Raw genomic sequence first — 13,624 nt, forward strand, 5'->3', positions numbered from 1 at the left:
CGGAAATTGAAACTTATTCCATTATGTGGTATTATTATAAAAAAAGAGAAGCGAGGTCGAAGGTTGTGGTCTCTGAGAGAGTCTTCAGGCCGGTCTTCAAGCTGTTCAGACGAAGAACAGGTGTTTTGGCTTTCGTCGGAATGATCATTCTTTTGTTTTACATCTTTTTGGCCATCTTCGCCCCAGTTCTTGCTCCCTACGATCCTACCGTACGGGTGGGAAGATCTTTGCAACCTCCTTCGGAAAAGCATCTATTCGGCACCGACAACCTTGGAAGGGATATCTTCAGCAGAGTGATCTACGGTTCGAGAATCGCCCTGATGGTGGCGTTTCTCGCTGTTGTTATAGCGGCTGCGATAGGTATTCCCCTCGGTTTGATCTCTGGTTACGTTGGAGGTATCTTCGACCGCGTTTTAACTCTTGTGATGGACGCCGTTTACTCTTTCCCGGGTTTGATTCTTGCCATAGCAGTTGCAGCGGTTTTGGGGCCCGGAATGATGAACATAGCCGTTTCGATCGCCGTTGTTTATGCGCCCACGTATTTTAGAGTGGTGAGAAACCAGGTCACGAGCGTGAAAAACGAACTCTACGTGGAAGCGGCAAGGGCACTCGGTGCGAAAGATTGGGAAATCCTTGTTAAGTACGTGCTTCCCAACGTTTTCCCATCGATAGTGGTGGTTCTCTCCATGAACCTCGCCGATGCAATCATGACGGAAGCGGGTCTCAGTTTTCTTGGGCTTGGAATAGCTCCTCCCACTCCGGACTGGGGATTCGACCTCAGCAACGGCCAGAGGTTCATCCTGAGCAGAGCCTGGTGGGGTGTGTTGTTCCCCGGCCTTGCAATCATCACTTCCGTTCTTGGTTTTTCCATGTTCAGTGAAGGGTTGAGCGAAATTCTCAATCCGAATATCGGGGAGAGAAGCAAATGAAGGTGCTTGAATTGGAAAACGTGAGTGTGAGGTATCGAACGGAGAAGGGTTTTGTAAGGGCTGTTGAGAATGTTTCTTTCGACCTGGAGAAGGGAGAAACGCTGGGACTTGTTGGTGAGTCCGGCTGTGGAAAATCGACCCTCGGCTTTGCCATCATGAAACTTCTTCCAGAGGGAACCATCGTGGAAGGAAGTATAAAGGTGGACGGAATAGATGTTTCTTCGCTGTCGAACGAGGAGATGAGGAAAATCAGAGGTTCGAAGGTTTCCATGATATTCCAGGATCCGATGACATCGCTCAACCCAATCCTCAGAATAGGAGACCACTTTGTGGAGATGATACTCACACACAGGCCCGATCTCAGTGAAGAAGAGGCCAGAGAACTTGCGGCTAGTGCCCTTGAAGACGTTGGTATAAACAGAAACAGGTTGAGGGATTATCCGTTTCAGTTCAGCGGCGGCATGAGGCAGAGGGTGATGATCGCTCTCTCCATAGTTCTGAATCCAGCCGTTCTGATAGCGGACGAGCCCACAACGTCTCTGGACGTGATCGTACAGGCCCAGATAATGGAGCTACTTGAGAAACTCTCCAGAGAACACAGCACATCCATGATACTGATAACCCACGACATGGGACTGGTCGCCGAAGCGGCAGATAGAATCGGTGTGATGTACGCAGGCCATCTGGTGGAACTGGCAACCAAGGAAAGGATCTTCACCGAGCCCCTTCATCCCTACACAGTGGCACTGCTGGAGTCCATACCGAACACCGATATAAACGACAGGGAACTGAAGTACATACCTGGCTCTCCCCCCGATCTGTCGAATCCACCGAAGGGTTGTAGATTCGCTCCAAGGTGTGAAAAGGCGATGAAGATCTGTCGAGAAAAAGAGCCTCCGGAGTTCGAAGTGGACGGAACGCGTGTGAAATGCTGGCTCTATGGAGGAGATCGGAATGGCTCTGATTGAAGTGAAAGACCTGAAGAAGCACTTTCCTGTAAGGCGCGGACCGATCGATGCGATACTGAGAAAACCAAAAAAGTACGTGAAAGCGGTCGATGGTGTGAGTTTTCGTATCGAAGAAGGAAAGAGTCTGGGACTGGTGGGGGAGTCCGGTTCCGGAAAGACCACAACCGGTAGAGTAATTCTGAGACTGGAAGAGCCGACTGCTGGCACAATACTGTTCGATGGAAAAGACATCACGAAACTCTCAAAGGAAGAGATGAGAAAACTCAGAAAGGAAATGCAGATCATCTTCCAGGATCCGATGGCCTCTCTGAACCCATACATGAGGGTGGGAAAAGCAATAGAACACGCCCTTGAGATACACGGAATCGGTGACAGGTCATCGAGGAAGGAAATGGTTCTCGAGATGCTCAGAAAGGTGAATCTGGAACCCGCAGAGGAGTTCTACAGAAGATACCCGAGGGAACTCTCAGGAGGGCAGAGACAGAGGGTGGTCATAGCACGCGCCCTGATTTTGAAACCCCGCTTTGTGGTCGCCGATGAGGCGGTGGCCATGCTCGACGTGTCCGTGAGGTCTCAACTGCTGAAACTTCTTCAGGATCTTCGAAAAGAGTTCAACCTCACCATGCTCTTCATCACACACGACCTTGCCACAACGAAGTACGTGTGCGACGAGATCGCCGTTATGTACCTTGGAAAGATAGTGGAGATAGGCAGTTTCGAAGACATCTATGTGAACCCAAAACATCCTTACACCCAGGCACTCATCTCTGCGGTGCCCGAGCCCACGCTCAAGAAAAAGAAAAAGTTCATACCCGAAGGAGAAACCCCAAACCCTATAGACGTTCCATCTGGATGCAGGTTCCATCCCAGGTGCCCCTACAGAATGGATGTTTGTACAGAAGAGGAACCTCAGCTCAAGGTGGTCGAAGGAAATCACAGAGTGGCGTGTCATCTCTACACTTGAAGGGAGGTAGTGGGTATGAAAAGGCTTGTCTGGTTGTTTCTGGTTCTGGCGGTGACTCTTTCTTTTGCAGCAAAGGACATCATCGTGGTGGGTACCACGGACAAGATCAGAACTCTCGATCCTGCAAACTGCTATGACTACTTCTCCTCGAACATACTCCAGAACGTCCTGGTCGGTCTGGTTGACTACGAGATAGGAACCAGCAACCTGAAACCGGTGCTCGCAGAAAGATGGGAAGTCGATGAAACGGGAACGGTCTACACCTTCTATCTGAGAAAAGACGCAAAGTTCGAGGATGGAACACCGATCGATGCACACGTGTTCAAGTATTCCTTCGACAGGGTTATGAGACTCAACGGAGATCCCGCATTTTTGCTTTCGGACATAGTCGAAAAAACGGAAGTGGTGGACGATTACACGTTCCGTGTAACACTGAAGTACCCGTTCTCCGCGTTCGTCTCCGTTCTTGGCTACACCGTGGCCTATCCGGTGAATCCAAAGGTTTATCCAGCCGATTCCTTCTACGAAGGGATACCTTCGGCCTCTGGGCCTTACAGGATCAAAGAGTGGATCAGAGACGTGAGGATCGTTCTTGAGGCCAATCCGAACTACTTCGGTGAAAAGCCAAAGACAAAGACCATCGTGATCAACTTCTACGAGAGTGCCTCCACCCTCAGACTGGCACTCGAAACAGGAGAGATCGACGTTGCATACAGGCATCTCGATCCAAGGGATATCATCGATCTTGAGGGAAGAGAGGACATTGTTGTCTACAAAGGAAACAGCCCGCAAATAAGATATCTCGTGATAAACGTGACACAGCCTCCGTTCGACAACGTGAAAGTGAGACAGGCACTCGCCTATGCGGTCAACAGGTCTGTCATCGTCGAGGACGTGTTTGCAGGGCTTGCAAAACCGCTGTACTCGATGATTCCAGAAGGCATGTGGGGACACAAGAGTGTCTTCCCTGAGAGAGATCTGGAAAAAGCAAAAGCATTACTCAAAGAGGCTGGCTACGACGAAAACAACCCGCTCGTGATCGATCTCTGGTACACACCCACACACTACGGAACAACGGAGGCGGACGTTGCACAGGTGTTGAAGGAATCGTTCGAAGAAACGGGTGTCATAAAAGTGAACCTGAAGTACGCCGAATGGTCCACCTACGTGGAATATTTCCTGAACGGTACCATGGGACTGTTCCTGCTTGGTTGGTATCCGGATTATCTCGACCCAGATGACTACGTGTGGCCCTTCCTGAGCGAAAGTGGTGCAAAATCTCTGGGAAGTTTCTATTCGAATCCCGAAGTGGAAAACCTCATGATAGAAGCCAGAAAGCTCACCGATCAGGAAAAGAGAGCCGAGATCTACTACAAGGTCCAGGAGATCCTCGCCAGGGACGTTCCCTACATACCGCTCTGGCAGGGTGTTGCCACCTGTGCAGCGAAAAAGCAGGTGAAGGGGATCCTGCTTGAGCCCACACAGATATTCAGATACTACATACTCTACTGGGAAGAGTGAGTAATGCCGCCCCCCTGGGGGCGGCTTTCTGGAGGTGCCGTGATGTCCCTGAAGAACTACGTGATAACAAGGATCGTTCTTGCTGTTCCGATGATATTCATTCTTCTGGCACTCATATTCCTGGTGCTCAGGATCATACCCGGGGATCCGGTGCTCGCTATTCTCGGAGGAAAAGCACCGAAGGAAGTCATCGAACAGAAGAGACACGAGCTCGGTCTCGATAAACCCATCATCGTCCAGTTTTTCGATTACATTGGAGATCTTCTCAAAGGTGATCTGGGAAAATCTACACTGACGGGAAGACCCGTTTGGGAAGAAATAAAGGAGAGATTTCCCGCGACTTTGGAACTGACACTCTTCGCTTTCATCGTAGCCGTCCTCATAGGTATCTTTTGGGGGAGCTTCGCTGCGTACAAAAGAGACAGCGGTGTTGATATAGGTGCCAGGATGTTTTCAATGGTGATGTACGCGGTTCCGGTTTTCTGGTTCGGTTTGATGATGCAGTACATCTTCGGAGTTATCTTGAGATGGCTTCCCGTTGGTGGGCGATTGTCACCCACTATGAATTTGAAAGTGATAACGGGTATCTATTCGATAGATGCGCTTTTCACAGGAAATTGGGAAGCACTGAAAGACGTCTTCGAACATCTCTTACTTCCGGGACTCACACTCGGACTCGTGATCTCCAGCGTCTTTGTCCGTATGGTGAGGAACAACACCGTTCTAACACTGGCCCAGGATTTCGTGAAGGCGGCTCGTGCCCGCGGTTTGAAGGAGAGGGTAATTCTGTTCAGGTACGCCCTGAAAAACGCTCTGGTACCCATCTTCACGATGATGGGACTTCAGTTTGCACTCCTTCTGGGAGGTGCGGTCCTCACAGAAACCACTTTCTCCTGGCCTGGTCTTGGAAGTTATCTTGTGATGAAGATCAGATACAGGGACTTTCCTGCCATACAGGGCACGGTCGTTTTCTTCGCTTTGATCGTGGTGGTGATAAGCATTCTCGTCGATGTGATCAACGCTCTGATAGATCCCAGGGTGAGATATTGAAAAGAGCGGGAAGGCCCCGCTCACAGTAATTTTTCGAGATTCTTCTTCACTTCGTCTATGAACTCTTCGAGAGTGACATACTTGTCGATCGGTGGTTCTGTGAAAGGCTGAAGGTCCTTTGTGATCACATCGGATTCTATGGTGTTTATCACAGCCTTCTCCAGTTTGTCTGCGAATTCACACACCTCCGGTGTTCCGTCGAGTTCTCCCCTCTTCCTTATAGCACCTGTCCACGCGAAGATCGATGCGGTTGGATTCGTCGAGGTCTTTTCTCCCTTCAAATATCTGTAGTAGTGTCTTCTCACCGTGCCGTGGGCTGCCTCGAACTCGTAGATCCCATCGGGAGAGACGAGAACCGACGTCATGAGACCGAGACTGCCGAAACCTGAGGCGATCATATCGGACATGATGTCCCCTTCGTAGTTCATGCAGGCCCAGAGCATGCCGCCCTCACTTCTCAAAATCTGCGCAGCCGCATCATCTATGAGCATGTATCTGTAGTTCACTCCGGCTTTTTCGAGTTCTTCTTTTCTTTTGTCGACCTCTTCCTGGAATATGTCTTTGAAGTACGCGTGGTACACCTTGGAGATCGTGTCTTTCGTTGCAAACCAGATGTCGACCTTTTCAGAGATAGCATAGTTTATACACGACTGAGCGAAACTTCTGATCGATTTCTCCAGGTTGTGCATCGCCATGACAACACCGTTTCCTTCGAATTTGTGTACGAGGAGTGTTTTGTTTTCTTTGTTTCTCACCACAAGTTCCACTTCTGCTGGGCCTTCTACTTTTGCTTCCACAGCGTTGTATATGTCACCGTAGGCGTGCCTTCCTATGATGATCGGTTTCTTCCAGCGCTTCACTAACGGTGGCACGTTCTTCACCATGATGGGCTTTCTGAAAACCGTTCCATCGAGGTACGCTCTGATGGTGGCATTTGGACTCTTCCAGGCTTTCTTCAGGTTGTATTCCTTCACTCTTTCCGCATCTGGGGTGATCGTTGCGCACTTGACACCGACACCGTACTTTTTGATGGCCTTTGCCGCTTCGATCGTGATCTGATCGTCTGTTTCATCTCTCTTCTCTATTCCGAGATCGAAGTAAACCAGCTGGATGTCGAGATAGGGAAGGATGAGTTTTTCTTTGATCATCTTCCACATCACGCGTGCCATCTCGTCACCGTCGAGTTCGACAATGGGGTTTTTAACCTTGATCTTCTCCACTCTTCGTACCTCCTTTTCTGTGATCGTTGCTATTATTAATGATACCATCCTTTTTTGGACTTCAGATGTGGAGTTTCATCGTTTCATTTAACGCTTTCGTGAAATTTGACTCAAGAGGAAATCGTTGCAAAAAGTAAAAGGGTGCGGAAGCACCCTCTTTCATTTAACGAGCAGAACACGGAGAGCGCCTTTTTCCTGAAGGGTCTTTGCAACATCTGGCGAATCCGTCACGTATATCCTGTCTCTTCTCACTTCGTTCGGTACGGTATCCACTTTCACAGCGTTTTTATCTTTTTTCAGAACGAAATCTGCGTCTTCTTTGGAAATTTCGATGATCAACGGCTCACCCACGAACGGATCGTCTTTCTTCAGGTAGGTCTGGAAGTCTTCTTTCAACTCCTGAGCGACGTATTTCAGAATCTTTATGAAGTTGTCTTTGTCCACGTAGCCAGGAAGGTATCCCAGACCTTCTTTTCCCTTGAAAAAGAAAAACGTAGGCGTTCCTCTCACACCAAATCCAGCGAAGAGATCCCTGTAGCTAACCGATTCCTCTCCCAGAACTTCCTTCGCAAAGAGTGTGGTTTTTTCATCTGTGGCGTACAGCTCAACGAAGACGAAGTTTGGAATCAGAATTTCCTGGAAATCTTCTTTCGGGAATACTTCTTTCTTGAACAGATTACAGTAGTAACAGGTTGGACTCGAGAACATCATGATCAGCTTTCTCTGGGTGATGTTTGCGAGTCTGTAGGCATCATCTAAAGTGAGGGCCAGTGAGATCACACTCAAAGCCAAAATCGCGATGATTAAGAACCTTTTCACAGTACCATCCTCCCATCAGTATGTGATGAACCTTCCCGTGAGAATGAGCACTCCAACGAGAACGAGTGAGAGAGAACCCACTACTTTGAGAACATTCATCCACACAGGTTTTTTGAAACTGACGCGGTTCAAAAGTCTGTTGACGAATCCTCCCATCAGTATGAACGGAATCGAAATACCCAGAGAGTAAAGGAAAAGAAGTACTCCTCCCTTCACCGGTTCTCTTCCACTCGCCACTATCGCGAGGATACTCCCCAGTATAGGACTCGAGCAGGGAATCCACACGAGTCCCACACTACCACCGAGTAAGAAACCATTCAGGAATCCTTCCCCTTTGTAGCGCCACACGTTGGGATTCTTTTTCATCTTCACAAGTTCAACATCGAACAGGTAAAACAATCCAAAGACTACGAGAGCAAGCCCGGAAATCCACGTGAGTATGTAAGTAGGAATGAAATTTCCAAACAGTCCAAAAAGGACTCCTATGACTGAAAAGAGAGAAGATATTCCCACGAAAAAACCTATGATCTTCAGGAAATCTCCTTTCGAGGCAAAGAGTACGCCAAGAAAAGCGGGGATCAGGGGCAGGACACACGGACTGAAAAATGCGAGAAAGCCATATCCGAGAGCCATCCAGTAACTCACTTCTGCGACGGCGAAACTCATGTTCTCTCTCCTCTTCATTTTTTCTACTGAAAAAGTCCAAAATAATTATAACACAGAAACACCCCCTCACAGCGAGGGGGCTAACGATTCAGTTTGAATGGTAGTACAGAAGCTTCACATCGATTTCATCGAGGGATTTCACGAACTTTTCATGGTCGATGTTTTCCACCCTGAGTGTGGCAAGGTAAGAATCCTTCCCTTCTTCGAAAAGTGTTGCGATGGAGATGATGTTCCCGCCTGCTTCGTAGATTCTCTTTGCCACTTCGAGAAGTTCACCCGGTTTGTCTGGCATTTCCATTGTGTACCTTATGGTTCCTTCCCTCTTGGTTCCGAATATCTCTACGAAGACCTTGAAGATATCAGTCTGTGTGATGATTCCAACAAGATGTCCCGCATCGTCAACTACGGGGAGTCCACTTATATCCTTCTCCTCCATTATCCTTGCCGCGTCTTCTATCGGTGTGTTTTCGTTCACTGTGACGACATCTTTTGTCATGATCTCCTCGATTTTGAGCTTGGAAAGAAGATAGTGGAGTTCCCAGATGTTTAGTGTCGTGGCTTTAGAGGGAGATGCGTAGAGAAGGTCCTTTTCTGTCACGATACCGACGATCTTTTCATCCTTCATCACTATGAGGCGTTTGATTTTGTTCTGTTTCATGAGTTTGAGGGCCTCAGAAAAAGAGGTCTCTGGAGCGATGGTGATGGGATTTCTCGTCATGAAATCCTTGACAAGCATGTTTTCCCCCCTTTATGCAACACCGAGATAGGCCTTTCTGACCATTTCGTTGTCCAGAAGCTCACTGGCTTTTCCTTCGAGAACGATCTGTCCAGTCTCGAGGACGTAACCGTAGTGGGCAACCTTCAAAGCACCGAGGGCGTTCTGTTCCACCAGGAGAATGGTGGTCCCCTCCTGGTTGATCTTCTGGATGACCTCGAAAACTTCGGAGACCAGGATGGGAGCAAGTCCCAGGGAAGGTTCGTCCATCATCAGAAGCTTTGGCCTGCTCATCAGAGCTCTTCCGATTGCAAGCATCTGCTGTTCTCCACCGGAAAGAGTGCCTCCGAGCTGTTTCAGCCTCTCTTTCAACCTCGGGAAAAGCGAGAAGATCCATTCCAGGTCACGTTTTATTCCTTCTTTGTCCTTCCGGTTGTACGCTCCCATCATGAGATTCTCATAGACGGTGAGTTCCGGAAAGATTCTCCTTCCTTCGGGAACCAGGGCTATTCCCATTCTGTTTATCACGTGGGCTGGCTTGTTTGTTATGTCCTGGCCGTTGAAGATGATCTTTCCTTTCTGCGCTCTCACGAGTCCTGCTATCGCGGAGAGTGTTGTGGTTTTTCCCGCACCGTTTGCTCCGATCAGCGTTACGATCTGACCTCTCGGGACTTTCAGGTCTATTCCCTTGATGGCGTGGATCGCACCGTAGTAAACGTGGAGAGACTGGACTTCAAGGACGATGTCAGACACTCTCCCACTCCCTTCCGAGGTACGCCTCTATCACACGTGGATCGTTCTGAATCTCCTTCGGCGTTCCTTCCGCTATGATTCTACCGTAGTCCATCACTATGATTCTCTCACAAATTCCCATGACCACTTTCATATCGTGCTCTATGAGAAGCACCGTTAGGTTGAAGTCCTTTCTGATCTGTTTTATGAACTCCATGAGGTCCTCTGTTTCCTTCGGGTTCATACCTGCGGCGGGTTCGTCCAGCAAGATCAGCTTTGGTTCCGTTGCAAGGGCTCTGGCTATCTCCAGTTTTCTCTGCTCTCCATACGGAAGCGAGGAAGCCTTCTCGTACATCACCTTTTCGAGTCCTACCCTCTTGATGAGGTCTTTGGCTCTTTCCACCATTTCTTTTTCTTTCTTCAAATATCCGATTTTCGTGACAGCCCTCCAGAACCAGAAACGTCCGTGGCCCTTTCTCGGTTTTCCGTGCTTCACAAGAATTCTGTCTGCATCGGGATTGGAGAGAACGTGGTGCTGAGCCACAAGAACATTTTCGAGAACGGTCATGTCAGAAAAGAGCCTGATGTTCTGGAAAGTCCTTGCGATTCCAAGGTGTGTGATCTGGTACGGTCTCAACCCCGTGATATCTATATCGTTGAACACGATTCTTCCCTTCGTAGGGGTGTATATACCCGTTATCACGTTGAACACGGTTGTTTTTCCCGCACCGTTTGGTCCTATGAGTCCGACGAGTTCTCCTTCTCTGATCTCGTTGGTGAAATCGTCCACCGCTAAGAGTCCACCAAACTGCATTGTCACATGATCCAGAAGGAGGAGAGGTTTCTTGGAAAGATCCGTGACCGTCATTTCTCTTCACCACCCTTGCGACGAGCAAAGAGCCATCTGTAAAGGTTGTTCCAGGTGAGTTCTTCCCTTCCCATGATACCCCTCTGCCAGAAGATCATCACAAGGATAAAAATGGCGGATATCACGAGGATCCTCATTCCCTTTATACCGGGAACGTGTATGCCGAAGAACGTGAAAGGCTCTTCCAGATCCCTGAGCCACTCGAAGAGTATGGCGAAGAGAGCGGCTCCTATGAGCGAACCCGATATGCTGCCGAGTCCACCCAGAACTATCATGATGAGAACGTAGAAGGTGAGCATGGGACCGAGTGTGGTCGTTCTGGGATCTATCGTGGTGAGCCAGTGCGCGTAGAGCGAACCAGAAACACCCGCAAAGAAGGCTCCTATGACGAAAGAGAGAAGCTGATGTTTGAAAACATTTATTCCCATGGCTTCGGCTGCTATTCGGTCTTCTCTGATGGCCTTCAAAGCCCTTCCGTAGCTACTGTTCACAAGGCTTGCCATGAACAGAACCGTTACAAACAGCCAGCCGTAACACCACCAAATATTTGAGTATTCCGGAATTCCCTTGAGACCGAGAGGGCCGTTTGTGATGCTGATGGCGTTGAGGGCGATGATCCTTATCACCTCTGCGAACCCAAGGGACGCTATCGCGAGGTAATCACCGGAAAGCCTCAAAACCGGCCACCCTATGAAAAAAGCGAAGACGGCTGCCAGAACACCGCCTGCCACTGTGGCGGTGAAGAAGTCGGTGTGCGCGTTCGCAAGCCAGGGAACGATCGGCTCTATTATGAAAGACATCGCTTTCTGCTCTGGTGAAAGTGTGAGAAGAGACGCCGTGTAAGCACCTATCAGGATGAAACCGGCGTGTCCAAGAGAAAAGATACCCGTGATACCGTTTATCAGGTTCAAACTCACCGCCATGATCCCGTATATGGCGATGAGTCGCACCACCCTCAGTTTGTAGCTGTCCATGTATCTATCGGCCAGATAGAGAAGAAGGGCCACGAAGATCAGGAAAACAACCGTGAGAATGAAATTCGTTCGTGCAGATAGTTTCTTCTCCATCTTCATCACACCTTTTCCACGATTTTTTTACCGAGAAGTCCTGAAGGTTTGACGAGCAGTATGACGATCAGAATGATGAAAGCGAACGCGTCCCTGTAACCCATAAAAGCCGGAAAATAAGCTGCGAGGAATATCTCAATGAGACCGAGAAGAACACCACCGAGAACAGCTCCGGGGATCGAACCTATTCCTCCAAACACCGCCGCAATGAAAGCCTTGAGACCTGGCATGAAACCCATGTAAGGATGTACATTTGGAAATCTCATTGCCCACATGATCCCACTCGCAGCAGCGAGTGCCGAACCGAGGGCAAACGTAAAACCGATGACGGCGTCCACGTTGACACCCATGAGAGCAGTCGTTGGAATATCCATGGAAATCGCTCTCATAGCCATACCGATCTTCGTTCTGTAAACGATGAAGAACAAAACTATCAGAATGACGACGGTGATGAAAATCACGAGAAACGTGAGGAGTGGTATTCTGGCTCCCGCTACAGTCAGTACCTTGTTCAGTATGGTCCTGTCCTTGAAGACCTTCAGAAAAGACTTGGGAATGGCACCGAACACGACCACAGCGAGACTCTCAAGGAAGAAAGAAACACCGATAGCGGTGATAAGAGCGGAAATCCTGGGAGCGTTTCTCAGAGGTTTGTAAGCAACTCTGTCTATGAGAAAACCCAATAGCGCTGCTCCGAGGATCGCTACGATGGCAGAAAAAAGTGGATTCAGAGAAAGAAGAGTAGCAGCGTAGAAGGCGAAGTAAACACCCATCATCATAACATCGCCATGGGCGAAATTAATGAGCCTCAGAATACCATAAACCATGGTGTAGCCGATCGCTATGAGTGCGTACAAACCTCCGAGCATGATTCCGTTGAAGAGATTCTGGAGGAAGAATACCACTCTTTCACCTTCCTTTCTTCAATCAAAGAAAGCGAAGCCCCTGAGGGGCCTCGCTTTTGCTTGTTTTAATGGAAATTTTTACTTGAGATCATCAGGATTGATGACAGCCTCAAAGTCAACTGAACCGTTCTTCACAACGTTTACAACGACGGATTTGATGGCGTCTCCGTTCTTGTCGATGTTTATGATACCGCTGGCACCGTTGAAATTCTCTGTTTTTCTGATCTCTTCAGCGATCTTTTCCCTGTCAAAGCTTCCTGCCCTTTCGATCGCGTCGAGAAGCACCATGTAAGCATCGTATCCGAGAGCGTTGAGCGCAGCTGGTTCTTTTCCGTATTTCTCCTTGTACACTTCAACGAACTTCTTTGCAACAGGGTTGCTGGCTGCCTTCGGATGGTAGTGTGTGGTGAAGAGGAGTCCTTCCACTGCTTCTCCACCGATTTCTATGAGTTCCGGTGCGTCTGCACCATCACCTGCCAGAATGTAACCGGTGAATCCAAGCTGTCTTGCCTGTCTGGAGATGAGGGCGATCTCCGGGTAGTACCCTGTTATGTAGATTGCATCCGGGTTGAACGACATCGCAACGGAAAGCTGTGCGGAAAAGTCCTGATCACCGCTTCTGAAGAGCACGCTCTTCACCTGTCCGCCGAGTTCAGTGAACTTGTCTTTGAAGAAATTAGAGAGTCCGACGCTGTAGTCCTGCTCGACATCCGTGAACACAGCTACTCTTTTTGCACCCAGATTTTTGTAAGCGAATACTGCCATGGCTGATCCCTGGAACGGGTCGATGAAACAAACCCTGGATACGAACTTTCTTCCCTGTGTTACGAGTGGATTCGTGGAGGCAGGAGTCACCATAGGAACTTTGTTCTCTTCTGCAATAGGTGCTACGGCAAGAGAATGTGCACTGGCCACTTCACCGATTATTGCGAGGACCTTTTCTTTGTCAATGGCTCTTGCTGCTGCGTTCGCTGCTTCTGTTTTTTCACTTCTGGTGTCGAGGAGAACGAGTTCTACCTCTTCTCCCAAAACTGTTGGTTTCTCTTCGTGAGCGATCTGAATTCCTTCCCACACCATTCTTCCAAAAGCGGAAATACCACCCGTCATTGGAAGAATCACAGCGATCCTAACGGCCGAGAAAAGACTCAAAACCGTAAATACAAGAAGAACCGTTACCAGTACCTTCCTCATATCTCTTCC

At 48.9% G+C, this 13,624-nt stretch carries 14 protein-coding genes; 5 read left to right on the forward strand and 9 right to left on the reverse strand.

Annotated elements, in window-relative coordinates:
* Window positions 1-23: 23 nt before the first annotated feature.
* The 5 genes from TRQ2_RS08590 to TRQ2_RS08610 are packed head-to-tail and all read left to right on the forward strand — an operon-like array spanning window position 24 to window position 5,432.
* Window positions 24-929, forward strand: a complete 906-nt coding sequence (locus TRQ2_RS08590; RefSeq protein WP_049749669.1) for an ABC transporter permease — start codon at window positions 24-26, stop codon at window positions 927-929.
* Entirely contained in the window at window positions 926-1,897 is a 972-nt protein-coding gene (locus TRQ2_RS08595) for an ABC transporter ATP-binding protein (protein WP_012311252.1), read from the forward strand. Before TRQ2_RS08590 ends, TRQ2_RS08595 begins: the two co-directional genes overlap by 4 nt.
* Entirely contained in the window at window positions 1,884-2,861 is a 978-nt protein-coding gene (locus TRQ2_RS08600; protein WP_012311253.1) for an ABC transporter ATP-binding protein, read from the forward strand. Before TRQ2_RS08595 ends, TRQ2_RS08600 begins: the two co-directional genes overlap by 14 nt.
* A gap of 15 nt (window positions 2,862-2,876) precedes the next feature.
* On the forward strand, window positions 2,877-4,382 hold the full coding sequence (locus TRQ2_RS08605; RefSeq protein ID WP_012311254.1) for an ABC transporter substrate-binding protein: 1,506 nt from the start codon (window positions 2,877-2,879) through the stop codon (window positions 4,380-4,382).
* A gap of 42 nt (window positions 4,383-4,424) precedes the next feature.
* A complete protein-coding gene (locus TRQ2_RS08610) occupies window positions 4,425-5,432 on the forward strand; it encodes an ABC transporter permease (RefSeq protein ID WP_012311255.1) in 1,008 nt (335 codons plus the stop codon).
* A 20-nt stretch (window positions 5,433-5,452) separates the two neighbouring features.
* On the opposite strand, the gene TRQ2_RS08615 is transcribed toward TRQ2_RS08610, so the two are convergent.
* The 9 genes from TRQ2_RS08615 to TRQ2_RS08655 form a co-directional block, all read right to left on the reverse strand.
* Window positions 5,453-6,652, reverse strand: coding sequence for an NADP-dependent isocitrate dehydrogenase (locus TRQ2_RS08615; protein WP_012311256.1), 1,200 nt, complete (start codon window positions 6,650-6,652; stop codon window positions 5,453-5,455).
* A gap of 159 nt (window positions 6,653-6,811) precedes the next feature.
* Window positions 6,812-7,471 carry a thioredoxin fold domain-containing protein gene (locus TRQ2_RS08620; protein WP_011944018.1) on the reverse strand — a complete coding sequence of 220 codons (660 nt, stop codon included), beginning with the start codon at window positions 7,469-7,471 and terminating at the stop codon, window positions 6,812-6,814.
* 15 nt (window positions 7,472-7,486) lie between these two features.
* Window positions 7,487-8,137 carry a cytochrome c biogenesis CcdA family protein gene (locus TRQ2_RS08625; RefSeq protein WP_011944019.1) on the reverse strand — a complete coding sequence of 217 codons (651 nt, stop codon included), beginning with the start codon at window positions 8,135-8,137 and terminating at the stop codon, window positions 7,487-7,489.
* Between the two features lie 88 nt (window positions 8,138-8,225).
* A complete protein-coding gene (locus TRQ2_RS08630; RefSeq protein WP_012311257.1) occupies window positions 8,226-8,873 on the reverse strand; it encodes a CBS and ACT domain-containing protein in 648 nt (215 codons plus the stop codon).
* A gap of 12 nt (window positions 8,874-8,885) precedes the next feature.
* On the reverse strand, window positions 8,886-9,605 hold the full coding sequence (locus TRQ2_RS08635) for an ABC transporter ATP-binding protein (protein ID WP_004080267.1): 720 nt from the start codon (window positions 9,603-9,605) through the stop codon (window positions 8,886-8,888).
* A complete protein-coding gene (locus tag TRQ2_RS08640) occupies window positions 9,598-10,452 on the reverse strand; it encodes an ABC transporter ATP-binding protein (protein ID WP_012311258.1) in 855 nt (284 codons plus the stop codon). Before TRQ2_RS08640 ends, TRQ2_RS08635 begins: the two co-directional genes overlap by 8 nt.
* Complete coding sequence (locus tag TRQ2_RS08645; RefSeq protein ID WP_012311259.1) at window positions 10,449-11,525, reverse strand: branched-chain amino acid ABC transporter permease; 1,077 nt, start codon at window positions 11,523-11,525, stop codon at window positions 10,449-10,451. Before TRQ2_RS08645 ends, TRQ2_RS08640 begins: the two co-directional genes overlap by 4 nt.
* Complete coding sequence (locus TRQ2_RS08650; RefSeq protein ID WP_012311260.1) at window positions 11,525-12,424, reverse strand: branched-chain amino acid ABC transporter permease; 900 nt, start codon at window positions 12,422-12,424, stop codon at window positions 11,525-11,527. Before TRQ2_RS08650 ends, TRQ2_RS08645 begins: the two co-directional genes overlap by 1 nt.
* 78 nt (window positions 12,425-12,502) lie before the next feature.
* On the reverse strand, window positions 12,503-13,615 hold the full coding sequence (locus tag TRQ2_RS08655; protein ID WP_012311261.1) for an ABC transporter substrate-binding protein: 1,113 nt from the start codon (window positions 13,613-13,615) through the stop codon (window positions 12,503-12,505).
* Between the last annotated feature and the right edge of the window lie 9 nt (window positions 13,616-13,624).

The sequence above is a fragment of the Thermotoga sp. RQ2 genome, from assembly GCF_000019625.1.
GTDB lineage: Bacteria > Thermotogota > Thermotogae > Thermotogales > Thermotogaceae > Thermotoga > Thermotoga maritima.